24 protein-coding genes are annotated in these 22,235 nt (G+C 41.9%); 17 read left to right on the top strand and 7 right to left on the bottom strand.

What is annotated here, in order from left to right; genetic code table 11:
* The first annotated feature begins 247 nt into the window (after positions 1-247).
* Positions 248-2,323 carry a beta-galactosidase gene (locus PAENI_RS16570; RefSeq protein WP_149646046.1) on the top strand — a complete coding sequence of 692 codons (2,076 nt, stop codon included), beginning with the start codon at positions 248-250 and terminating at the stop codon, positions 2,321-2,323.
* 44 nt (positions 2,324-2,367) lie between these two features.
* Here PAENI_RS16570 and PAENI_RS16565 read toward each other — a convergent pair whose 3' ends face one another.
* Both PAENI_RS16565 and PAENI_RS16560 read right to left on the bottom strand, forming a co-directional pair.
* Positions 2,368-2,913 carry a GNAT family N-acetyltransferase gene (locus tag PAENI_RS16565; protein WP_149646045.1) on the bottom strand — a complete coding sequence of 182 codons (546 nt, stop codon included), beginning with the start codon at positions 2,911-2,913 and terminating at the stop codon, positions 2,368-2,370.
* The gene (locus PAENI_RS16560) at positions 2,910-3,560 is read right to left on the bottom strand and encodes an NUDIX hydrolase (RefSeq protein ID WP_149646044.1); all 651 of its coding nucleotides are present in this window, start codon (positions 3,558-3,560) and stop codon (positions 2,910-2,912) included. The genes PAENI_RS16565 and PAENI_RS16560 overlap by 4 nt, the downstream gene beginning before the upstream one ends.
* Before the next feature lie 142 nt (positions 3,561-3,702).
* On the opposite strand from PAENI_RS16560, the gene PAENI_RS16555 reads away from it, so the two are divergent.
* Both PAENI_RS16555 and PAENI_RS16550 read left to right on the top strand, forming a co-directional pair.
* A complete protein-coding gene (locus tag PAENI_RS16555) occupies positions 3,703-4,224 on the top strand; it encodes a hypothetical protein (RefSeq protein ID WP_149646043.1) in 522 nt (173 codons plus the stop codon).
* 5 nt (positions 4,225-4,229) lie between these two features.
* Positions 4,230-4,664 (top strand): DUF5301 domain-containing protein, encoded by a 435-nt coding sequence (locus PAENI_RS16550; RefSeq protein ID WP_149646042.1) that lies wholly within the window; start codon positions 4,230-4,232, stop codon positions 4,662-4,664.
* A gap of 45 nt (positions 4,665-4,709) precedes the next feature.
* Here the strand turns inward: PAENI_RS16550 and kduD are convergent, their stop codons facing one another.
* The 3 genes from kduD to kduI are packed head-to-tail and all read right to left on the bottom strand — an operon-like array spanning position 4,710 to position 7,135.
* Positions 4,710-5,468 carry a 2-dehydro-3-deoxy-D-gluconate 5-dehydrogenase KduD gene (gene kduD / locus PAENI_RS16545; RefSeq protein WP_042189303.1) on the bottom strand — a complete coding sequence of 253 codons (759 nt, stop codon included), beginning with the start codon at positions 5,466-5,468 and terminating at the stop codon, positions 4,710-4,712.
* Positions 5,469-5,511: 43 nt separating this feature from the next.
* On the bottom strand, positions 5,512-6,267 hold the full coding sequence (locus tag PAENI_RS16540; RefSeq protein ID WP_076286209.1) for a DeoR/GlpR family DNA-binding transcription regulator: 756 nt from the start codon (positions 6,265-6,267) through the stop codon (positions 5,512-5,514).
* A 34-nt stretch (positions 6,268-6,301) separates the two neighbouring features.
* Complete coding sequence (gene kduI / locus PAENI_RS16535; RefSeq protein WP_076300614.1) at positions 6,302-7,135, bottom strand: 5-dehydro-4-deoxy-D-glucuronate isomerase; 834 nt, start codon at positions 7,133-7,135, stop codon at positions 6,302-6,304.
* A gap of 235 nt (positions 7,136-7,370) precedes the next feature.
* Between kduI and PAENI_RS16530 the strand changes: the two genes are divergently transcribed.
* Together PAENI_RS16530 and aspA are read left to right on the top strand one after the other, a co-directional pair.
* A complete protein-coding gene (locus PAENI_RS16530; protein ID WP_149646041.1) occupies positions 7,371-9,047 on the top strand; it encodes a hypothetical protein in 1,677 nt (558 codons plus the stop codon).
* Positions 9,048-9,343: 296 nt separating this feature from the next.
* Positions 9,344-10,768, top strand: a complete 1,425-nt coding sequence (gene aspA / locus PAENI_RS16525) for an aspartate ammonia-lyase (RefSeq protein WP_042128747.1) — start codon at positions 9,344-9,346, stop codon at positions 10,766-10,768.
* Positions 10,769-10,875: 107 nt separating this feature from the next.
* On the opposite strand, the gene PAENI_RS16520 is transcribed toward aspA, so the two are convergent.
* Positions 10,876-11,415, bottom strand: a complete 540-nt coding sequence (locus PAENI_RS16520) for a MerR family transcriptional regulator (protein WP_149646040.1) — start codon at positions 11,413-11,415, stop codon at positions 10,876-10,878.
* A gap of 212 nt (positions 11,416-11,627) precedes the next feature.
* On the opposite strand from PAENI_RS16520, the gene PAENI_RS16515 reads away from it, so the two are divergent.
* The 5 genes from PAENI_RS16515 (at position 11,628) to ybaK (ending at position 14,494) form a co-directional block, all read left to right on the top strand.
* Positions 11,628-12,248 (top strand): bifunctional transcriptional activator/DNA repair enzyme AdaA, encoded by a 621-nt coding sequence (locus PAENI_RS16515; protein ID WP_149646039.1) that lies wholly within the window; start codon positions 11,628-11,630, stop codon positions 12,246-12,248.
* Positions 12,238-12,771 carry a methylated-DNA--[protein]-cysteine S-methyltransferase gene (locus tag PAENI_RS16510; protein WP_149646038.1) on the top strand — a complete coding sequence of 178 codons (534 nt, stop codon included), beginning with the start codon at positions 12,238-12,240 and terminating at the stop codon, positions 12,769-12,771. The genes PAENI_RS16515 and PAENI_RS16510 overlap by 11 nt, the downstream gene beginning before the upstream one ends.
* Positions 12,768-13,586, top strand: coding sequence for an SPL family radical SAM protein (locus PAENI_RS16505; RefSeq protein WP_149646037.1), 819 nt, complete (start codon positions 12,768-12,770; stop codon positions 13,584-13,586). Before PAENI_RS16510 ends, PAENI_RS16505 begins: the two co-directional genes overlap by 4 nt.
* Positions 13,587-13,672: 86 nt before the next feature.
* On the top strand, positions 13,673-13,924 hold the full coding sequence (locus PAENI_RS16500; protein ID WP_042189285.1) for a YolD-like family protein: 252 nt from the start codon (positions 13,673-13,675) through the stop codon (positions 13,922-13,924).
* Between the two features lie 96 nt (positions 13,925-14,020).
* Positions 14,021-14,494, top strand: a complete 474-nt coding sequence (gene ybaK / locus PAENI_RS16495; protein ID WP_149646036.1) for a Cys-tRNA(Pro) deacylase — start codon at positions 14,021-14,023, stop codon at positions 14,492-14,494.
* Here ybaK and PAENI_RS16490 read toward each other — a convergent pair.
* Positions 14,483-15,235 carry a YdcF family protein gene (locus PAENI_RS16490; RefSeq protein WP_149646035.1) on the bottom strand — a complete coding sequence of 251 codons (753 nt, stop codon included), beginning with the start codon at positions 15,233-15,235 and terminating at the stop codon, positions 14,483-14,485. The genes ybaK and PAENI_RS16490 overlap by 12 nt on opposite strands.
* Before the next feature lie 248 nt (positions 15,236-15,483).
* Here PAENI_RS16490 and PAENI_RS16485 point away from each other — a divergent pair, with 248 nt between their 5' ends.
* From PAENI_RS16485 to PAENI_RS16455, 7 genes are all read left to right on the top strand, one after another.
* The gene (locus PAENI_RS16485; protein ID WP_149646034.1) at positions 15,484-17,103 is read left to right on the top strand and encodes an RNA polymerase sigma factor; all 1,620 of its coding nucleotides are present in this window, start codon (positions 15,484-15,486) and stop codon (positions 17,101-17,103) included.
* A gap of 469 nt (positions 17,104-17,572) precedes the next feature.
* Positions 17,573-18,142 (top strand): RNA polymerase sigma factor, encoded by a 570-nt coding sequence (locus tag PAENI_RS16480; RefSeq protein ID WP_149646033.1) that lies wholly within the window; start codon positions 17,573-17,575, stop codon positions 18,140-18,142.
* Positions 18,135-19,616 carry a DUF4179 domain-containing protein gene (locus tag PAENI_RS16475; protein WP_149646032.1) on the top strand — a complete coding sequence of 494 codons (1,482 nt, stop codon included), beginning with the start codon at positions 18,135-18,137 and terminating at the stop codon, positions 19,614-19,616. Before PAENI_RS16480 ends, PAENI_RS16475 begins: the two co-directional genes overlap by 8 nt.
* Positions 19,617-19,826: 210 nt before the next feature.
* Positions 19,827-20,081: a hypothetical protein gene (locus PAENI_RS16470; protein WP_149646031.1), complete on the top strand. Its 255-nt coding sequence runs from the start codon at positions 19,827-19,829 to the stop codon at positions 20,079-20,081.
* A 108-nt stretch (positions 20,082-20,189) separates the two neighbouring features.
* Positions 20,190-20,600 carry a hypothetical protein gene (locus PAENI_RS16465; RefSeq protein ID WP_223178964.1) on the top strand — a complete coding sequence of 137 codons (411 nt, stop codon included), beginning with the start codon at positions 20,190-20,192 and terminating at the stop codon, positions 20,598-20,600.
* A gap of 323 nt (positions 20,601-20,923) precedes the next feature.
* Entirely contained in the window at positions 20,924-21,373 is a 450-nt protein-coding gene (locus PAENI_RS16460; RefSeq protein ID WP_149646030.1) for a DUF1569 domain-containing protein, read from the top strand.
* Positions 21,374-21,590: 217 nt separating this feature from the next.
* Positions 21,591-22,112, top strand: coding sequence for a phosphotransferase-like protein (locus PAENI_RS16455; RefSeq protein WP_149646029.1), 522 nt, complete (start codon positions 21,591-21,593; stop codon positions 22,110-22,112).
* The last annotated feature ends 123 nt before the right edge of the window (positions 22,113-22,235 follow it).

Raw genomic sequence — 22,235 nt, 5'->3', positions numbered from 1 at the left:
GATATAAGGGAAGCGTCTCAGCGTCGCGCGGTAGTTCTATCAGTGAAAAAGGAAGCAGGATGATTCACCTCATATTCATTTTGTACTATCACTTCGAGAGTATATTCCTACTGATCGGGATGGATTTTCTTATATTATAAATAGTATAAATGATGATTCGTGAATTTGATAGCTTAAGCATCTAGCGTCTCATCAGAGAATAGTCCCATTTAAGAAATGGGCAGAATTGAGAGGATGATCTTACATTATGACTAAAAAACACTCCCCGATTAGCAGCAAAGCTCCAGTGATGCTGCACGGTGCCGATTATAATCCTGAGCAATGGCTGAAGTACCCAGAAATTTTGCGTGAGGATATTCGTCTGATGAAGCTTGCGAATTGCAATGTGATGTCTGTCGGAATTTTTTCTTGGGTATCCCTAGAGCCTGAAGAAGGTGTGTTCACTTTCGATTGGCTCGATAGTGTTTTGGATTCTTTTGCAGAGAATGGGATTTATGCTTTCCTGGCAACTCCTAGTGGAGCACGACCTGCTTGGATGTCTGAGAAGTACCCTGAAGTTCTAAGAGTGGAACGTAATCGTGTTCACAATTTACATGGCTTCCGTCATAATCATTGCTTCACCTCGCCTGTATATCGGGAAAAGACTGCGATTTTAAATGCGAAGCTAGCAGAACGTTATAGCCAGCATCCTGCGGTTATCGGTTGGCATATTTCGAATGAGTTCGGTGGCGAATGTCACTGTGATCTTTGTCAGAATGCTTTTAGAGATTGGTTAAAGGTCAAATACAATAACAGTCTGGATGAGGTGAATCATGCTTGGTGGGCTACTTTTTGGAGTCATACCTACACTTCATGGGCACAGATTGAATCCCCGGCCCCACATGGAGAGACGCAAGTACATGGCTTGAATCTCGACTGGCGGCGGTTTGTCAGCGAACGGACGATTGATTTCTGTCAGCATGAGATCAATACTGTTCGCCCTTACAATCCTGCACTGCCTATTACAACGAATATGCATATGATCGATGGCATTGATTACCGCGAACTGGCTAAAATTCTGGATGTTGTCTCATGGGATGCTTATCCAGAATGGCATTATACCGAAGATGGTGACGATGCTAGACTGGCGGCATGGACGGCAATGCACTACGATTTAATGCGTTCTTTTAAAAAGAAACCGTTCCTGCTCATGGAAAGCACGCCATCTCTTACGAACTGGCAATCGGTCAGTAAGCTGAAGCGTCCTGGCATGCACAAGCTGTCTTCGCTTCAAGCGGTAGCACATGGTTCGGATTCTGTACAATACTTCCAATGGCGTAAAAGCCGGGGCTCTAGTGAGAAGTTCCACGGTGCAGTTGTTGACCATAGCGGCCACTCCGAGACTCGTGTATTTAAAGATGTAACAGAGGTAGGTAAGACACTGGCCGGAATGACAGAAGTAGTAGGTACATCAACTCCAGTAAAAACAGCGATTATTTTCGATTGGGACAACCGCTGGGCGATCAAGGATGCGCAAGGCATTCGTAATTCCGGATTGCGTTATGAGGAGACTGTACTACAGCATTATCGTGCCCTTTGGGAGCTAGGCATTCCAGTTGATATGATCGGATCGGGAGATGATCTGTCCGCTTACAAGCTGGTGATCGCACCTATGTTATATCTGATCAGTGAAGAGAATGGAAACCGCATCGAGAAGTTTGTTGAGCAGGGCGGAACTTTCCTGGCAACCTATTGGTCTGGTGTCGTTAACGAAACGGATTTATGTCATTTGGGTGGATTCCCTGGACCACTACGTAGAACGCTCGGCATTTGGGCAGAAGAGACCGAAGGGCTGCATAGCCGTGATTTGAATGGTGTTGTAATGCAGGCGAGCAATGCACTTAATCTAAGTGGTGATTATGATGCGCATGAAATTGCTGAGCTGATCCACTTGGAAGGTGCGGAAGCATTAGGCACTTATCGCAGCGATTTCTATGCTGGCCGTCCAGCGCTTACGGTAAATCGTTTTGGTGAAGGAAATGCGTATCATCTCGCTACTCGTGTAAAAGACGCCTCTTTCTATGTTGAATTGTATGCTGCAATCACTGCAAAAGCGGGAATTACTCGTGCGCTTGATAGTGAGCTTCCAACTGGTGTGACAGCGCAGCTTCGTACGGATGGAGAGAGTGATTATATTTTTGTGCAAAACTACAGCGGCAGTCCGCAAGCGGTTAAATTAGATGGAGCGGATTATACGGATTTGTGCTCAGGCACTGCTGCTCCGTCTGTGTTAAATCTAGCTATAAATGATCTCGCAATGTTGAAGCGTAAATCGTTAGTATAAAAAGAAGGCAGGACCTGAGGGATTCAGGTTCTGCCTTTTTACTATCAATCCATAAATCGTCCCATCATAATCGTGTTATAGAATTTTCCATCTGAAAGGCACTTATCATTCTTTAATATTCCCTCGATCTCAAAGCCAAGCTTCTGATAAAGGGTAATAGCTTTGTCGTTCGTTTCGAGGACATTTAAAGTGATTTTTTGGACACCATTAGCATCGGCCCAAGCAATAGATTCTGCTAAAAGATTCTTTCCAATTCCATAACCCCAATAATCCTGCAGCACACATACTCCGAACTCGACTTTATGAGCGAATCTTGCTAATGAATGGCCTTCGCATCTAGAGAACCCAACGATTTGATTATTAACTACCGCGATCAGAAATAAGTTTCTTAGTTTCTCTGAATCAGATAGAATAAGCTGCTGAAACCCTATTTCGTCTATAAAAGCCTCCCCTGGTTCTCTGTCTAAATTCTCGGTCTCACCATCAATTTGTACTCTTAATTTGGACAATATCATAGCATCCGTAGTGATTGCAGATCTTATGGTGTAATGGATGCCTTTCACGGTAAATGTTCGTTGATCAATAATCATTTGTCCTCCGTTACTACTGGTGATTTTAGAAATATAGCTTCGATACCCTCGATAATACGAGTATAATAACCCACTTCATGGGGTACAAAATGGGTCATGTCTACATCCTGCTCAATGGTAATTCTATGTCCATGCGGATCGATTTGAAAACCGTTGACTTGTAGACTATGTATTTCTCCCTGCCAAAATTTGCGGAAATCAGAGAACTTTGCTTTGACAATGCCGGTGACCTCTTCTTTTTGTAGCTGAAAATCTTCTAGGCGATAGGGATTGTTATAAACAAAGACATGCGCTCGTTCATTATCGATAAGGTTTTCTTTTTTCATACTGTAAGGAATTGTTCCTAGCGGGATCAGGTCTTTTAAGGATAAATCCAGTCCCAGCTCTTCATGAACCTCGCGTGTTCCATCTTCTACAGTTTCGTTTGCTAGCAAATGTCCGGCGGCCGTGATGTCCAGTAGTCCCGCATAATCTTGTTTCTGTTCACTCCGAAGTTGTAAATAGATATAGGGTATTTCCTGATCTTTGCTTATAAACCAGCAGTGGAAAGTCTCATGCCAATGTCCTAACCGATGTACCTCTTCACGTGGAGCCGTACCTGTTCGGTTGCCTGCTTCATCAAAAATGGTAAGTATCTCATTATGCATAGAAAAGCTCCTTTGTGATGATTTTTTCTTTCTAAAGCCTATCATAAAAACGTTCGAATTACCCTAAATGTTAGGGAGGTTCTTATTGACAACCGCTAGAATGAAATGTATATTTTTGGATGTTAATCAAAGGAGGAGTTAAATGAATTTAGTAACCATGAAGCAGAAGGATTTGGACACTTTAAGTGATGAAAGATTAGGATGGGCCTGTATGGAGCCTACCTTTCAGCAGATTCGCGCAAAATCAGCATCGATCAAATCCGAAGTGATCTCAAAGCTCACAGATGGACAGAAAGCACTTTGTATGTTCAGAGTAATGCATGATCACAGCCGTAATTCCGAAGGGGAGTATTATGCTTGGATTTCTTACATGCAAGACCTGCCGGGGTATTGGACAGGGGTGATGGGAGGCATACGATTTTTTGGCGATGATCCGATGATTCTTTTGCTTCAGGAAACAAAGGCATTTCTCGAAGAAAGAAACAATCGACTTGGAATACAGTGGGTTGATGCTACCATCACGGATCTCGATCGAGATCCTGAGTTGTTGAATGAGATGGGTGGTTTATTTGAACGATTTAAGAACATAGCCGTAGATAGCCACAGGTTGATTGGCGAGTATATTCGGGCACATCCGGGAGAATTTGTGGAGATAGAAGGCTAATAATTATGAAAAAAAGTAAATTATTTTTATTGTTTCTTATAGTAATAAATCTGCTTCTTTATGGAGTTCCCTTATATCACAGTTATAATTCATTTCAAAATCTTGTACTGGATCGAATCGATGCTACTCAAATCACCTCCATTAGAGTTCTTAAGAGTTCTAATGAACAAGAAATTAAAGTGGATGACCCGAAAGAAATTGAAAAGATCATAGATGAGTTTTCTGACGTGAAATTAAAAAGAAGTGATGCATCAGAACGACCTGCGGAGACCTATTGGATAAGAATATATGTAAATAAAGATCAGCGCTTTGGAATGATACTCTATGACACAGATTACTTGTATTTCAGCGATCGATCTAGTAATAGTAAGTATCACTCTGGAAATTTTAAGATTACTAGTAAATTTGATGGGGAATCCATTACAAGCTTGTTTAAGTAAAAATAACCCGCTGCCACAGGCAGCGGGTTAAATATTTCAGGTTATTTATCTAGCCATCCATCCGCCGTCAACATTAAGAATATGACCATTCAAATAGTCGGATGCTGCGGAAGCTAAGAATACAGCAGGACCTTTAAGATCATCAGGTGTTCCCCAACGTGCAGCTGGAATACGATCTAAGATAGCATCCGAGCGGCTTTGGTCAGCACGGATCGGAGCTGTATTTTCAGTCGCCATGTAGCCTGGTGCAATCGCATTGATGTTCAGACCGGAGCCTGCCCATTCATTGGCAAAAGCTTTAGTAAGACCTGCAACCCCGTGCTTACTCGCGGTGTAGCCAGGGACATTGATTCCGCCTTGATAGGAGAGCATAGAGGCGATGTTAATGATTTTGCCGGATCCTCTTTCCAGGAAGTGTCGGCCAGCGATCTGAGACAGAAGGAACACTGTGTTCAAGTTCAGGTTAATAACATCGAACCAGTCTTTTTCACTATGGTCTTTTGCAGGAGTACGGCGGATCATTCCTGCACAGTTCACGAGAATGTCAACATGACCAGTCAGTTCAAGTGCTTGGTCAAATGTGTTTTGCAGGTTGCTATGATCACTTAAGTCAGATTCGATGCTAACTGCTTTTACACCAAAAGCTTTTGCAGCGTTTACGGTTTCTTGACTTGTATTAAGCGATACGGATGCAATATCCGCACCTGCTTCTGCGAAGGCAAGGGCAATGCCTTGTCCAAGACCTTGAGCAGCACCGGTTACGAGTGCTGTTTTACCTGCCAAGCTGAATAATGATGATGACATTATAAATTACGCCCCTTTGATTTAAATGGATTTGATTCCGTTATTACTCACATTCAATGGCAATGCCTGCACTGCGGAACTGTTCTGCTGTTTCGGGAGAGAGTCCTTTATCTGTCAAGATAACGTCAACTTCCTGCAGAGAAGCGAATGTACGCAGCGCAGTTTGGCCGAATTTATGATGATCCACAACCGCGAACACTTTACGGGCAGTAGACACAAGGGCTTGCTTAAACTCAATTAAATCTCCTGTATAAATAGAAAGTCCATGTTCGATATGAACAGCTGTCGAGGACAGAAATGCTTTTTGAATATTAAGTTGTTGCACATAGGAGACGGCTTCAGGGCCGGCCAACATATTGCGGACACGGTAACCCCCGGGAACGACGAGACGAATATGATCTTTGGGAACCAGTTCGCTGATGATGTATACATCATTGGTGACTACCGTTAGAGGCATATTGTCCAGGCGTCGGGCAATTTCAAGCGTTGTGCTCCCGCCGTCAAGAGCTATAATATCGTCCTGTTCAATATGAGCAAGCGCGCGCAAGGCGATCTCTGTTTTTTCGTCGGAATACTTATCCAATGGATCCTTAGAGGGCAAAATACCAAACTGGTCGCTTTGTGCCAGCACAGCTCCGCCATGTACACGTACGATCAGTCCTTGCTCCTCCAGCTTGCTTAAATCCTCACGAATTGTTTTTCCCGTAACTTGTAGCTTATCGCTCAGTTCATTCACCGTTACATCTTTTTGGTTCAGCATAACTTCCATAATCATCTCATGTCGTCGTATCGGGTTCATCCGCTTGCCTCAGCTTTCCGTAATTGATTTATCTCTATTGTAGTTCTTTCATGGATACGGGGTCCATATCATCATATCTTTTATTATCGCCAGCCATACTCCAGATAAAAGTATAGTTATGAGTACCAACACCACTGTGTATGGACCAGCTTGGAGAAATAACCGCTTGTTCGTTTTGCATTACGATATGGCGAGTTTCATTAGGCTCTCCCATCAAGTGGAACACAACGGAATCGTCCGGTAGATCGAAATAGAAATATGCTTCCATCCGGCGTGGATGTGTATGTGCTGGCATCGTATTCCACATGCTACCTGGCTTCAGTTGAGTCATACCCATAACTAGCTGAGCACTTTGCACGCCATTTGTATGAATAAACCGGTGAATGGTACGCTCATTGGAGTTCTCCAAACCGCCCATTGCACCAGATTCGGATTCAGCCAGAGTGGTTTTGGTAGTTGGATAGGACTGGTGAGCAGGCGCAGAATTCAAATAGAATTTAGCGGGCTTGGAAGCGTCTGCACTTTTGAAGATAACATCTTTAGAACCTTGACCGACATACAGACATTCTTTGAAATCTACTTCATATTCTGTACCATCGACAATAACCGAACCTTTACCGCCAACATTGATGATCCCCAGCTCACGGCGTTCCAAGAAGTAAGTAACCCCAAGTTCTTTAAGGTCAGTTGTAAGTGCAACTTCTTCCTTAACAGGATTAGCACCGCCAACGATCATGCGATCCTCATGGGTAAGTACAAGCTTCAGTTCATCTGGTGCAAAAATGACAGGAATGTGGAATTCCTTACGGAGGCGATCAGTGTCAAATTGCTTAACTTCATTAGGATGGGATGCAAAACGTCTTTCCATGGAATATTCAATCTCCTTCACAAGCATATTTTCGTTCGTATAGGTACAATTTACTCCATTTATGTTCATATTACAAGTGTTTATTTTTAGATGTTGGTTCATTTTAGTTTATTTTTAAGTTTTAATAATTGCCAAATGAACGAAAAGTGTGCACAATAGATCTAAAATGCTTAGTTCTTATTTATAGGATTGTTATCATACTATTGAAAATTGAGATGTGGGAGGTTGAACTTGAATGCTGGAGTCGAATGGTATTCAGAGTACTTATCAGGACCGTCAACAAGAAATCATTATAAGTATAGCGCTGGAAGCGCAGAGACGGCCTCTGCTTGAGAGTGGACTCTGGTTCCACGATGATGTGCGAAATAACTTTTATTATGCCTCATATCTTTTTGCAGCTGCAGTAGATGATTCTTTGTCGTTGCCTTTTGACCGGGAAGAAGCGAAACAGAAGGCACAGGATGTGCTGCTAGAGACATTAATGCTACAGAATCGTCAACCTGGCACGGAGCTATACGGGCACTGGCCGCTTGGATTGAATCCGGTTCCACGTGAGGCTTCGCCGCATGAATTACCTGTAGAAATTATGGGCAGTCTGATGGCCTACTTTTGCAAAAGGTATGGTGGAGCCCTAAACGCTCAACTTCGCATTGTCCTGAATACAGCATTTGGGCACATTTATAGGAGTGATTTCTTCCGTAAGCCGGTAGTCACTTTTGGACATCATGAAGCGAAATATACAGCAGCAAAGCTGATTTTTGGCACTATGTTTGCAGATGATGTGCTCGTTGAGGATGGTCGGCAAAGTTTGAAGGCCACATTGACATACATCCGCTCTAAGGGTATGCCAGAATACGGCAGTCTCCCGTGGTTCTGGCATTGGTTACAAGCGTTTACCTGCGCTTTGGAGCTTGTCCCGACAGAAGATACGGATTTAATAACTACTCTTAAAGACATGCTTGATCATCTTTGGAAGGTAAGAGCAGAGTTTTATTTACGTGGAGCTTGGGTGGGTGCACATTCTAGAGGTTGGCCACATGATGTACCAGGGGATGCTAATGTGCTTCATGACTATGTTCAGTTCGGGGACTTCAAGCTTTCAGAGGCAATGCCACGCACGGAATACGCTGGACTCCTATTCTATAAAGCACCAGATGAGGCTTTAACAGCTGCGATGAATCGCCGGACCCCAGTGGAAACCACCAAGATTACACAGAAGGTAGTCCCAACAGATCCGAACGCTCAACCGTTACTTCATTCTTATGCCTATATTACTGAGGATTTTGCAGCAGGCGGGATGTGGGAACGGGTAGAGGAATTTGATAATGAACAGCTCCGTTGGGCTTTCTCTCTGCCTGTGAATGGAGAAGGAGGGTCCAACCAGCTATATTTCTTCCATCCAGGTCAAGGCTACAATGAGGGAGATCCACGCCATCAGAGCCGTTATATGGAGGTCCTCTATCACAAGAATGTAGTTATTTCTTTATTTCCCATTCCTCAGGGGGAAAAGAATACGATCATCGGTGTTCTTCCTCATGGGGAGTGGATGCAAGACCCGAATGCCTTATTCGGTCAGGTTGGGGATGTCTATTTCGCAATATATTTATCTCAATCGTACCAACTACAGGAACGTCCGGGATACATTGAGGTAACCGTTCAAGGGATGCCGGGTGGGGTGATCGTTGAGGCGATCGGTGTTAAGGAGTCTGCAGAGCGTGGCATCATCGGACTGGATGCATTCGTAATAGCTATGGCCCATAATGAACCACACTTTGAGATGGGAGACGGATTGTCGGCTCATTATACGACCAGTAATGGCGAAAGATTGCATTTGAGTATGGTGAGTGAGTCAGAGCAACCGCGAGCTTTGCTGAATGGTGTGAAGATCTCTTTGGAGAACTATACGGTTTAATAAGAACTCAACATAGTTGTGAGTTAAGTTTGGTGGAGTCGACCTTAAGGTCGGCTTTTTTATATTATAAATGCGCATACTATGCTATAGCTTCATTTGGAAATTTACTCCTAATAAAAACCAGCTTTCCTTTAAGGGCAAGGCTTTCGTAATCTTATTTGAAATTAATTACATTAATCTCTAATTTTATGAGAGACATTTATCACAATAAAGGTTAATATCTAAGTGAGACATATGAATGAATGCGCTTTCTTAAATCCGTTCAAACCTAACTCAAAGAATGCGAGGGATTTACTGTGACAGGAACTGAATTTCGTGTGGAAAATGATTTTCTAGGCAGCAAACAAGTAGATAAGAACGCATACTATGGGATTCAGACATTACGCGCAGTAGAGAATTTTCCAATTACGGGTTATAGAGTGCACAATGAATTAATCAAAGCGATGGGGATCGTAAAGAAAGCCGCTGCGCTTGCAAATATGGAAATCGGCAGGCTCTATCGTGGGCTTGGAGAAGTTGTTGTGAAAGCAGCAGATGAGATCATCGAAGGTCAATGGCACGAACAATTTATTGTAGACCCTATACAGGGTGGTGCAGGTACCTCGTTAAATATGAATGCCAATGAAGTCATTGCTAACCGAGCATTAGAGCTGCTTGGTCATGAAAAAGGAGACTATCGTCATTTAAGTCCCAACTCTCATGTGAATATGGCGCAGTCTACAAATGATGCATTTCCGACGGCTATTCATATTGCGACGCTTTCTCTTCTGGAACAACTGCTTGTTACTATGCGCAGAATGCATGAGGTGTTTGCAGACAAAGCCAAGGAATTCGATCCGGTTATAAAAATGGGACGCACGCATCTACAAGATGCAGTGCCGATTCGTCTGGGCCAAGAGTTCGAGGCTTATCGCAGAGTACTTGAGAGAGATATCAAACGTATTGAACATACACGTCATCATTTGTATGAAGTGAATATGGGGGCAACGGCTGTAGGAACTGGATTAAATGCTGACCCTCGATATATCGAAGTGGTTGTAGAACATTTGGCTGAAATAAGTGGATTGCCGCTAGTTACTGCAGATCATCTTGTGGATGCTACGCAAAATACAGATGCATACACAGAAGTATCTGCTGCGCTAAAAGTCTGCATGATGAACATGTCCAAGATTGCTAATGATCTTCGACTCATGGCCTCCGGCCCGCGGACAGGGTTTAATGAAATTTCACTACCTGCTCGCCAGCCTGGTTCCTCCATTATGCCAGGTAAAGTTAATCCGGTTATGGCAGAGGTCATCAATCAGGTAGCTTTTCAAGTGATAGGAAATGACCATACAATCTGTCTGGCTTCCCAAGCGGGTCAACTGGAACTAAATGTTATGGAGCCAGTTCTAGTATTTAATCTCATTCAGTCCATCAGCATCATGAACAACTCCTTCCAAGTCTTCACAGATTTCTGTCTGGCTGGTATTGAAGCCAATAAAGAGAAGCTAGAGCGGGATGTGGAGCGGAGTGTCGGAATCATTACTGCGGTTAACCCACATTTGGGCTACGAAGTGGTTTCTCGTATTGCTCGTGAGGCGATTTTGACAGGAGAATCTGTTCGTGAATTGTGCCTTAAGTATAATGTATTATCCGAGGAAGAGCTCAATCTGATTCTGGACCCATACGAAATGACGCATCCAGGAATCGCAGGCTCAGCTTTATTGCAGAAGCAATAGGGGATCACCTAACCGTTAATCGCTGACTTTGTCATTTATGTCCTACGATATTTAAAAAGAACCTACTTCAACGTTAGTTAGAAGTAGGTTCTTTTTGTGTTTCAGGCTTACAGGAAAAAGAATGAGCGTAATAGACCACGTTTTCTTGGTGGAGAGGGTAACCTTGCAGTAGTAACGGGATGGGAAGCTTCATTAGATGTGAAGGCGTTGCCTTTTGAAACTTGCTTGGGTTCTAGGGTTGCCGCTAATTGTTTGATCATTATCCGCAGATCCTCAAGCTCCTCACGCTGCTGAAGCAACTGTATCATGACTACTTCGTCGGCTTTTTGATCGAGTGTACGTTCAATATAATGAATCCGGGATAATATATCTTGCATAGGCTCAGCGTCTGTAGGATGAAGTGGAACTTGCGGTGACGTGGACATCTGCTTTTCATTCGAGTCAGTTAATTGAATACTCTCTAGTGGATCTCCGTGATTAATGCGGTCTTTAATATGACTAAGCAAGCTGATTTGCTGCTCTGAGAATGTATAGTGGCCAAACCGGTCTTTTGGAAAAAAATCAGGGAACATAGCAGCCCAACGTTTGATCGTAGTCTGGCTAACGGACAGCAGCTCTGCGGCATCCTTTGTTTTCAGAATTTCCATTTTGATTCCTCCAGTTCAGGTAGTCATGTTATGAGTAATTCGTTGTTCAAATGCTGCTCCCTGCAAGGTTGACAAAGGAAGTGCGGATTCGATAAACAAAGTGTTATTACGAGCAATCTCACCATTCTTGTATTTCACTATCTTGCTTTTACATTCTAGAATGAGTACAGATGACCCAGTAGCGGGGTATACTTGGTTTAGAGGTGAATCGTATGGATAAGAGTGGAGAAGTGGAAAAGATGACTGAGGAGCAATGGCAGGCTATTTTGCAAAATGATGCAGCTTATAACGAAAAATTCTTTTATGCTGTGAAGACTACGGGAATCTTTTGCCGACCTTCCTGTAAGTCCAAAGCACCTAATCGTGAGAATGCACGTATCTTTCAAAATGCAGAACAAGCATTAGAATCTGGATTTCGTCCCTGTAAAAGATGCAAACCGACGGGTGAGCGGCTGCCGGATAAGGAATGGGTGGCTGTAATGACTGAATATATCGACAAACATTATCATGAACCTCTTACTCTTGAAACGTTGGCAGAAGTCTGTCATGGAAGCCCTTATCATCTCCATCGAACCTTCAAGAAAGTAACGGGAATCACTCCAGTGGGTTATATACAGCAAAAGAGAATCGATCAGGCATCTGAATATTTGGTTACCACGGATCGGGATGTAGCTGATATTGGATTACATGTGGGTCTGCCAAATACGTCGTATTTTATTACCTTATTTAAGAAAAAGACGGGGCTTACCCCAACGAAGTATCGACAGCTTAACAAATTAGAATTAACGAATCATTCTGAATTATTCTTGGAGGTACAGAAAAATGGAGAGTAGACAAAATGCAATCATATACTGGACATTGCTAGCTTATAAGGAATGGAGTTTCTATATCGCAGCGTCGGAGAAAGGATTAAGTTATGTGGGGTCGCAGCAGAAGCCATTCGAAGAAATGAGTGACTGGATCAGCCGTAGATTTCCTGAAAGTAAACTGGTGCAGGACGATGAGAAAATGGTTCCATTTGTACAGGAACTGATCGAATATTTGCAAGGGGTACGGCAAGCATTCAGCATTCCTTTTGACTATCGTGGGACACCATTTCAACTCGCGGTGTGGAAAGCGTTATGTGAAATCCCATATGGACAAACGTGGTCTTATTCGGACATCGCCACACATATTCAAAAGCCTGCTGCAGTACGCGCGGTAGGGACGGCCATAGGTGCAAATCCGATACTAATTACGGTGCCCTGCCACCGAGTCATTGGCAAGAATGGAACATTAACTGGCTACCGCGGGGGATTAGAGATGAAGACTAGGCTGCTTAATTTGGAAAGTGGAAAGAGTGCTCTAGAATTATGAATATTGAGATCCAGTACAAAACCCCAAAGACCTTACTAAATAAAGGGACGGGTTATCTGAACGGATATAGTCATTCTTTAAACCCATATACCGGCTGTACTTATGGCTGTTCTTATTGTTATGTGCGTCAAATGCCTGTTTCACTGTTTCGCCAAGAGGAATGGGGAACGTGGGTAGATGTCAAACAAGAAGCTGCAGCTATCTTACGCAAAGAACTCCAGAAAGCAAAGTCCAAAGGACCGGTCTCCATTTTTATGTCCTCTAGTACAGATCCATACCAACCGATAGAGCACAAGGAGCAGGTAACAAGAGCTTTGCTGGAGGTTATGGTGGAGTCCCCGCCCGATTTTCTGTTCGTGCAGACGCGCAGTCCGCTCGTACGCAGAGATATAGATTTATTATTACGCTTAGAAGACAAGGTTCGCGTGAGTATGACTGTAGAGACGGATCGTGAAGATATTCGCAAAAAATTCACACCAAGTGCTCCACCCATTTCTGCAAGATTAAAGACACTGAAATTACTGCGTGAAGCGGGCATTCCTGTTCAAGCAACCATCGCTCCGGTATTGCCAAGCAGCACTTCTTTTCCAGAGATCCTAAGGGGTTTGGTGGATAGGGTCTGTATCGACGATTATTTTATGGGAGATGGCAGTGGGGGCAAACGGACACGGAGATTAGGTATTTATTCCCTTTATGAAGAGCTGCAATTGGAAGAATGGTACGATCCGGCGGCTTATCGCAGGGTGTACGATGGACTCCGGAGTGTTTTTAATGAAGATGAGCTTTTCTTGAGCCAGAAGGGGTTCGAGCCTTAAACTGAAACATGATATAATAAACGAGAGCATTCATACTTAGTATTTTAAAATACTTAATACCTGTAATCGCTTATTGGAGGAGTAGAGTGGCAAAAGCAAAAGTGGCCAAGCGGCCCACTAGAGATGAATTTGTACTTGAGGAGCTAGGCAATCAGCTAGTTGAAGCCAAGCAAGAAGGTTCTGAGATTTTATTGACTGTATGGGGAAAAGAAGAACAGGTGCGCGGAACGATTGTAGAAATGGACTCGCGGACAGGAAAAGTACACATCAGTAAAAACGAAGGTATCGAAAAAGTTCCGTTTATGGATATTATGCAAGTTAATTATCCCAGAGATTAATGGGAACGCAGCAATAAGAGGTCCTGTTAGCCATGTTGGCTTTGGGGCCTCTTTGACCATATAGTATCGAATAGATTAAAGAGAGGTAGATCAGATATGGCAGTAACCAAAACCAACGCGATGCGAATGCTAGATGCGAAGAAGATTGGATATGAAGTGTTTATTTATGACAACGAGGATGGACTAATCCATGGTACGGCAGTTGCGGAGAAGATTGGAAAGGCGGCAGAGACGGTTTTTAAAACTTTGGTCGCTCATAGCGGAGCAGATCTTTATGTATTTGTTATACCGGTTGCTGAGGAGCTGGATCTCAAAAAGGCGGCCAAGGCCGCCGGAGAGAAAAAGATTGAGATGCTGCCAGTGAAGGACTTGCAGAAGTGGACGGGTTATATCCGTGGTGGATGTTCACCAGTCGGTATGAAGAAGCTATATCCAACGTTCATTGATAGCAGCGCAGAAAGTCAGGAAACGATAGCCGTTAGCGCCGGAAAAATTGGTCAACAAATGGATGTATCACCGCAGCTTCTTGCAGGGGTAACAAATGCGAAATTCACAGATCTAATTAAATAGATGAGCAACAAGAAGACCTAAATACTCCTTCAAGGCTGTGCCTGTAGTGGAGATGGCTCCTGGCGAAGGAGTGAACTTTGAGGGTTGCAACGAAAATTCAGCGCTGGCGATATAATCTGTAGGAAAAGCTTGCGCTGTTAGCCCTGCATTCTTGAAGTGCTGCATCGAGCGGGGCATATGAAACCCTGATGTGACTAGTACAGGGCGCTTAAGTCCCTTCTCTTGTAGGATTGCGGCGGTGTTTACAGCATTCTGCTCCGTGTTAAGAGATTGATTGTCGGTCAGGATATCCTCTTCGGGGACACCGAGTCCAAGGAGTTGTCTTTTGGCGATATCCGCTTCATTGCCGCTGTCGGAGAAGACTTGTCCACCAGAGAATAGGATGGGTAAACCACTTGCATTATGTAGTCGTACAGCTGTAATTAGCCGATTCGCTGCTGATCCATATAAGTTGCCCTCGCCATCAATATCCGGTGTCCCAGAGCTTGCACCTCCACCAAGCACAACGATGACATCTCCTTGCAATGTATCCGGTTGAGGATATTTTCGTTCTAAACCTCCGATTAACGCATCGCTGACTAAGGAAGTCATGGAGAAATACATAAGCAGTGTAACGCCAAGCAGGACAAGCGCAGGACGACGGTTCTTTTTCCATAACCAAATGACAAGACCGAGCAGAAGTAGGATGAAAAGTCCTGGAGGAAGCACAAAGCTGTATGCAAATTTGATGATGTAAATCAACAGTATCAACCGCCTTCGTAAAGTATGAGTTCAGGTTGTATTGTAACATGAGTTGGGGTGTTCGAAGTTGCACAAAAGACCGAAACGGTCTTTTTTTATTTGATGAGAGCCTAATCTAGAACTAGATTGGGAACGCATTAAGCTAAAGAGAAGGATAGCTGAATAAATTTTTCCTAAACTCCCCAACCTTTTTCGTTTTCGCTGCAGTATATATTTAAGTGCCACCGATAAGAAGGAGCTTTTAGAACATGAATAAACAACATGCTGACCGTGTCATCAAGGATTACATCAAGCCGCTATATGGTTTTGCTTTGAACAAAACGGGAAAGATCGCCGAAGCCGAGGAGCTGGCGGGAAGAATTACGCTGGAAGTATACCAAGCGCTTCTTAAAAAGTCAGACTTCTTGGATCTGAACAGTTACGTCTTTAAGATTGCACATTATGTATGGGCGAAATTCGTAGGCGAGAAAGTGAAAGCTTCCAACCAAATGCGGATTGATGACCAAGAGGTGATGTCCAGAGAACAGGGTTTCGACGAGATCATTCGCCAAGAAACGGCTGGCGCTTTGCGGCGGGAAATAGCTTTTTTATCTCACCAGCAACGGGCAATCGTTATCAAGTACTATTATGGTGGAATGAAAATTAGTGAAATCGCGGCTGAGATGGGTCTTTCTAGCGGCACAATCAAATGGCATTTATTCGAAGCGAAAAAGGAGCTGAAACACAAAATGAACACCATTCGATCAATGGGTAATCTCGGCATCAACCCGATTCGCATGACAGGTTTAGGGCATAACGGATCCCCAGGAAACAAAGGCGACACCTCTGACTTTTTAGCGACGGCGATTAGACAAAACATCGCTTTCTCAACGTATTACAAGGCACTCACGATTAATGAAATTGCTGAAGAGCTGGGCATTTCACCTGTATTTATAGAGGATGAGATCGAACTACTGGAAGAATACGGATTCATGGATAAACTACCAGGTAGAAAGTATCGTACCAATATGTACATAGAAGATCCGTCCCCAATGAAAAGCGAGGTACTGTACCCATTGTTCAAAGAATATGCGGAGATTGCAGTCGAGCATTATTTCAAGACGTTTTTCTCGATGGGTGAAGTGTTCCAAGAGACGGGTGTCTATATTCCTGGCGGCGATGTCAATCTACTGTTGTGGAGTCTCATTCCGTATGCTGGTAATCAATTGAGCTTCAAAGAACTCAATAGGGTTAGCCATGAAGAGGTTTCCATCAGCCGCAAAGATGGCGGCCATTACGCCGCTCATGCAACGATTCAGAGAGAGTTTGACGTCAGTTTTGATCCTAAACAATATTATTATAGTGGCGATATGAATAGGGATTCCGATGAGTTTGCACTAAAGGCATGGCAGGTCGATACGTTGTGGTGTGGCAGGAAGGACAGTTGGCGAGACAATCTGAGTTCGGATTTCATCAGTCTGATGCATGTGATCAATGGAGATTTACCGCAAAATGATGTGAACATTGATGCCTATCGTCGTCTTTTCGATAAACAATATTTGCTGAGAACGGAATCTGACCTTGAAGTTAACATTGTTTATTGCAAGGATAAGCAAACAGGAGAACGTCTGCATGCGGCGATTCCGCAACCGTCCGAACGAATCAAAGAAGCCGCCACGAAATTGGATCAAGCTGTTTATCAAGTGAATCTCGATGGACAACCAGATCATGCACATAAATATGTGCGTTACTGGTCACAGAACTGCATGGCGTCGGGAACCATACTCGCCTTCGTACTCAAACATTTAGTCGACATCGGTATGTTAAAAATACCTGATCCGCATCGTAAAAAAGGCATTTCCACAATCATGTTCATGAATCAACGCTAGCTTCAAATTAATCGAAGAAAATGAAATATTCTTTAATGCAGCAATGTGAAGATATCTCGCAGTAGCCTTCGATTTAGCTAAGAACGATTTAATAAAAGGCGATTAAGATGATTGCAGTTACAAGTTGCTCAACAAACTGAGAACTTTAGTTCAATAATGAGAGGGCTGCCTAGAGGTAGCCCTTTGTTCAACTAACGGGCAGGATAATTTAAGTATAAATCTGGATAATGTAGGCTGAAAACTTCTTCAGCTGAACGGTTATTATGAAAAGATGGGTGATTTCTCTAATAGCTGTCGTAATGAATTAACGCAAAAAAAGTCTGATAAGAAATTCAAGCCAGAAAATTTATTGATAACCTGGCAAGTAGCAGTTTACCCAAGTGAGGGAAAAGTTTTTTCCTCTTTTTATGAACCAAAATACGAGAACTGGTGAATAAGAAGTGAAAGGAAAAACGAGGAGGTCTTTTAAGTGAAAGAAAATCATCATTTTCCAATACCCAAGGAAGGAGGTCCAGTTGATTATGAAACACTTGTTCAACCTCACTTAACTAGTGCATTTCGAGTCGCTTTTTTGATCGTCCATGATTATCATCTAGCTCAGGATGCCGTTCAAGAAGCACTATGGGAAGCGTATCAATCACTTTATCGATATGATGAACGAAAAGGGACATCGTTTCGAGCTTGGTTTATAAAAATTGTGACACATCGTGCACTTAATATGGTGCGTAGAAAGAAAAAAACGGAAGAATATTTGGACTCTATTGACCCTGGGCAAAACCCATTGGAGAGTATTCTTCAAAAGGAGAAAGAGCAACAGATTTGGCGAGCGATTCAGATGATGACGCTGAAACATCGCTCAGTAGTTATCCTTTACTATTATGAGGAGTTTAGTATAGCTGAAATTGCAAAAATCCTTGGTGTATTTGAGGGAACGGTAAAATCAAGGCTACATAAGGCCAGAAAGTTAATTGCTGAAAAAATACAAATAAACAAAGAAACACAGGTATTTACCGAGATGGGAGTGAACATGCATGACTAATCTTGACAAACAAATTGCACAAACTCTAAAAAATGTTGCTGGAGAATTGGATCAGCCTAGTTTTGTGATTCCTGACCATGTGGTAGCCTATAAAAGAAAAAGGTCGCGTTTACTAGGCACTTTGGTACTTCCTGTCTTAATCAGCTGCGCTTTACTTCTAACGATATCGGTAAGTCCTACCTTTGCGGCCTATGTTAAATCGCTATTTAATGGTTCTGATAAAGAACTGCAATATGCAGCACAGGAAGGTTTTTCACAGAAGGTAAATGCCTCTGTTACTGATCGGGGCTATACTCTTGAAATAGAGGAGATATTGGCTGATCCGATGAGAATTGTGGCTGTTTATTCGATCAAGGATCAGCAAAAGAACTTTATTCATCCGGATAAGCTTCACATAAGTAACGTAGAGGTAACAGATTTGAAAGGGAATGTAATTAAAGAAACTAAAACGTATATGGTAGAAATCCAAGAAAATTACGGATATCTCACTCTAAAAAAACCGGGGGAAACAGAAGAACAAAACCTTTTATTACAGTTTGAGGGGAATCAGATCGACTCTGTTAAAGGAAATTGGGCCTTACAGATTCCTATTGATTTAGAAAAAGCAATTAAGGCATCCAAGGTGCTACCAATCGATAAAACGTATACTACACCACAGGGACTGCAAATCAATCTAAATAGCATTATGCATTCACCGACTGCTGCCCGTGTGGATTATGAAACGAAATGGACGGAAGAGGCAAAGAAAAGATTAGTAGAGGAAAGTAAACAAGTGAAAGGAAAACTAGATTCAGTTGATCCTTATGTTCGCTATGATGATTATAAACTGAATTTTCATGTTGAAAATGAAAAAGGAGAGAAAGTAAAAGATTTAACTAGGACGCTTGATATTCCACGCAATGCTGTGGGAGAATACGGTCATTCTAATCGGAAGTATGGATTTGCTCCACTGTCTCCTGTTCATCAATATACACTTGTATTGGATTCTTTAGAAAAAACAGAACCGTATGAGCTAGGTGTATCATTTGAGCCAAAACAGCTTGCCGAAAAACCTGTAAGAGTAGATGAGGATGGCAAAACGATTGAGATCATGTCTGTAACCTTTGACGAACCATTAAATGAAGCATCTCCTAAGAATGAGAAGCACGCTACTATTTTGCTAGAGGCTTATTTAAAGGATATATCATATATAAATGTATCAGATACGATTTTAATGGATGATGACACAGATAAAATTATTAATCGTTTTGGTTGGACTATAAAGGATGAAAAGGGCAAAATATACAATATAACAGGTGGAGATTTTAAAATGATAGGAAAGGATGAACAAGGCAGAAACCATATCCGAATAAAATTGCAAAGTGATGAAATGAAAGAACTTCCTCAAAAGCTCAGTCTTACTTCAGAATTGGCAAAAAAGAGCTATGACCTGGATTGGAAAGTACCATTGCCAATGCCAAAAGAAGACAAATAAGAAAAGCGAAAGCGGAAAATCATGGCCTTTTAATTGTTTAACAGTGTCTGGTAGCAGCCGCGGGTAAATCTGCACAAAATCTTGAATTTTGTAATGTCTTTATCGAGTCTCTTCAACTAACGGGGAACTATAGTTACTTAAAACAAGGAGCATATCGCCGTGGCAGCTGCTCTTTGTCTTATTAAGCGCTAAAGGAGACGGGTGAATTATATGCCAAATGATTATGTTTGGGGGATTTTCGTTGCTGATGCTTCAACTGATTTTCCGAATTTCTTTCCAGTTGGTATTTATACCACACGTGAGTTAGCCATTAATGAAGTCGAAGCTTTGCCAAGAGATCACAATTATCAATTACTTCGAATGCCGCTAAATAATAACTTCGCATATTACCATAGAAAGAGTAGTAAGTTGGTTGGAATGGATACGATCCATCATGAACATTTTCATTTCAAAGATGAAAGTTAACCGATAGCGGTTGCTTCGGCAGCCGTTTTTTATTTGTTCAACTAACGGCAGTTTAGTTGAACTAAATTTTTATGTTAAAATGTGAATAAATCTGTTTATCGGGGTTGAATGATGATTAATTCGGCTGAAGAATTTGTAAGGTTAAGGCTTAGTGATAACATGGAGGAATATCTGAAGGCTGCATGGGATGAAGCACCTTTTGAGGTTTGGTTACAAGTAATTGAAACGTACCCTGAAATGCGTGAATGGGTAGCACATAATAAATCAATTCCTGTTGAGATTATGGAAATTCTAGCTGACGATGCAGATGAAAGGGTTAGATTTAATGTTGCTACAAAAAATCGACTACCAGAAAGTTTACAAATGAAACTGGCAAAAGATTTAGATAGCTCAGTTAGAAAACGAATTGTCTATAACAAAAAAGCGACATTTCGAGTATTAACTATTTTATTGAACGATGATGACGAAGATATAAGAGTAATGGCGAAGAATAGGGTTGATGAGGGACGACATAGGTAAACGTTAGTAGAATAGCGGTTGCTTCGGCAGCTGTTTTTTATTTGTTCAACTAATGGGCAGGATAGTGAGCAAAGGTTAGATTGATGGGAAATAGTAAATATTAGAATGACAGCATGCTGTCGAATTGTACTGAAGCAATTATGAATATAATAGACAAACCAGAAGATTCTAGATTATACAGGAAATCGCATCGGTCTACACCATATGTGAACTTTCTCAGGTGAGATGAATTTTCCTGTTTACCGTTCCAAATTGGAACTTGATGAGGGGTTTTTCTAAGTCAAATTCACGTATACAAAAGATAAATTTAATGGAGCGTGCCAATGGAAAATATATATAATGAATTGCATACAGCAGAAATACTGAACCGTATCGAGAATTTAAGTCCAAATTCAAAACCACAATGGGGAACAATGAATGTTGCTCAAATGTTGGCTCACTGCTCAGCATTTCAAGACATCGCATTGGGAAATTCCTTTCCCCCTAGATATTGGCTAGGAAGGTTAATAGGAAGGTTTGTGAATTCTATTTTCTATAATGACAAGCCGGTACCACACAATATGTCAACAATTCCGACCATTCTTATTTTAGGTGAAAGAGACTTTATGACAGAAAAAGAAAAACTGAAACAAAAGATTTTAACTTTCCAAAGTAACGGTCCGGAGAAATGTTCATCCCATCCGCATCCTTTTTTTGGCAAGTTTACTCCTGAGCAATGGGGTAAAGGGATTTATAAACATCTAGACCATCATTTAAGACAATTCGGTGCTTAGTATTTTTTCGCAATGATTAATAATTGTTCAGTTTAGTGCAGTAACAACACTTCGCTGTGCTAACAGGACTCGATAGAGGAATAGCGGCTGCTTCGGCAGCCGTTTTTTATTTGTTCACTAACGGTAGTATAGTTCAATTATAGTTGTTTTTTATTTCCAGACTTACAGTTTAAATATTAAAATGAGATTAATTGAATTAATAAGGGGCATTAACAGGATGAACAAGGGTAGAATCGTATTTTTAAACGGTGTTACGAGCTCTGGAAAAACATCAATAGTAGATGCCTTACAGTTAAAATCGCATGAATTTTTTTATGTTGTTGCCAATGACCTTTTTGAAGAAATGATAGGTGAACGTTATCTTCGTGAAGATTATTGGAAGTATTTAAGTGAAGCAATTATCATGATGTATCATACAGCCAAATTATTTTCTGACCATGGTAAAAATGTGCTTATTGACGGCATTATGGTAGATAGACCTGAGTTGAAACCGCATTATGAAAAAGTGAAGAATATATTTTCTGGTTACCCATTATACATTGTTGAAGTGTTTTGCCCTTTAGACATTTGCCGTCAGAGAAATATTGCACGAGAAAATAGAACCGAAGACCAATCTGATTGGCAACACAAAATCATGGCAAAAGATATCCGGTATAATTGTAAAGTCAACACACATTTAAACACTTCCGAAGAATGCGCAGATTTGATTTTAAAAAGTATATTTGAAGATGAAGTTTGAATTACTATGCTCGAGATGACACATTCCGTTAACGGAGAAGGTTAGTATAATAGCGGTTGCTTCGGCAGCCGTTTTTATTTGTTCAACTGAGTTCAGGTTAATTTAACAAGGAACTTATATAAA

It is taken from the genome of Paenibacillus sp. B2(2019) (genome assembly GCF_008370385.1).
GTDB lineage: Bacteria > Bacillota > Bacilli > Paenibacillales > Paenibacillaceae > Paenibacillus_AQ.
The sequence above is the reverse complement of the archived record's forward strand: the minus strand, read 5'-3'. Positions and strand labels throughout refer to the sequence as shown.

Bases quoted from the DNA above. Each gene is read 5' to 3' on its own strand.
- PAENI_RS16570 (WP_149646046.1), top strand. From the start codon at position 248: ATGACTAAAAAACACTCCCCGATTAGCAGCAAAGCTCCAGTGATGCTG.
- PAENI_RS16565 (WP_149646045.1), bottom strand. From the start codon at position 2,913: ATGATTATTGATCAACGAACATTTACCGTGAAAGGCATCCATTACACC.
- PAENI_RS16560 (WP_149646044.1), bottom strand. From the start codon at position 3,560: ATGCATAATGAGATACTTACCATTTTTGATGAAGCAGGCAACCGAACA.
- PAENI_RS16555 (WP_149646043.1), top strand. From the start codon at position 3,703: ATGAATTTAGTAACCATGAAGCAGAAGGATTTGGACACTTTAAGTGAT.
- PAENI_RS16550 (WP_149646042.1), top strand. From the start codon at position 4,230: ATGAAAAAAAGTAAATTATTTTTATTGTTTCTTATAGTAATAAATCTG.
- kduD (WP_042189303.1), bottom strand. From the start codon at position 5,468: ATGTCATCATCATTATTCAGCTTGGCAGGTAAAACAGCACTCGTAACC.
- PAENI_RS16540 (WP_076286209.1), bottom strand. From the start codon at position 6,267: ATGAACCCGATACGACGACATGAGATGATTATGGAAGTTATGCTGAAC.
- kduI (WP_076300614.1), bottom strand. From the start codon at position 7,135: ATGGAAAGACGTTTTGCATCCCATCCTAATGAAGTTAAGCAATTTGAC.
- PAENI_RS16530 (WP_149646041.1), top strand. From the start codon at position 7,371: ATGCTGGAGTCGAATGGTATTCAGAGTACTTATCAGGACCGTCAACAA.
- PAENI_RS16520 (WP_149646040.1), bottom strand. From the start codon at position 11,415: ATGGAAATTCTGAAAACAAAGGATGCCGCAGAGCTGCTGTCCGTTAGC.
- PAENI_RS16515 (WP_149646039.1), top strand. From the start codon at position 11,628: ATGGATAAGAGTGGAGAAGTGGAAAAGATGACTGAGGAGCAATGGCAG.
- PAENI_RS16510 (WP_149646038.1), top strand. From the start codon at position 12,238: ATGGAGAGTAGACAAAATGCAATCATATACTGGACATTGCTAGCTTAT.
- PAENI_RS16505 (WP_149646037.1), top strand. From the start codon at position 12,768: ATGAATATTGAGATCCAGTACAAAACCCCAAAGACCTTACTAAATAAA.
- ybaK (WP_149646036.1), top strand. From the start codon at position 14,021: ATGGCAGTAACCAAAACCAACGCGATGCGAATGCTAGATGCGAAGAAG.
- PAENI_RS16485 (WP_149646034.1), top strand. From the start codon at position 15,484: ATGAATAAACAACATGCTGACCGTGTCATCAAGGATTACATCAAGCCG.
- PAENI_RS16475 (WP_149646032.1), top strand. From the start codon at position 18,135: ATGACTAATCTTGACAAACAAATTGCACAAACTCTAAAAAATGTTGCT.
- PAENI_RS16470 (WP_149646031.1), top strand. From the start codon at position 19,827: ATGCCAAATGATTATGTTTGGGGGATTTTCGTTGCTGATGCTTCAACT.
- PAENI_RS16465 (WP_223178964.1), top strand. From the start codon at position 20,190: ATGATGATTAATTCGGCTGAAGAATTTGTAAGGTTAAGGCTTAGTGAT.
- PAENI_RS16460 (WP_149646030.1), top strand. From the start codon at position 20,924: ATGGAAAATATATATAATGAATTGCATACAGCAGAAATACTGAACCGT.
- PAENI_RS16455 (WP_149646029.1), top strand. From the start codon at position 21,591: ATGAACAAGGGTAGAATCGTATTTTTAAACGGTGTTACGAGCTCTGGA.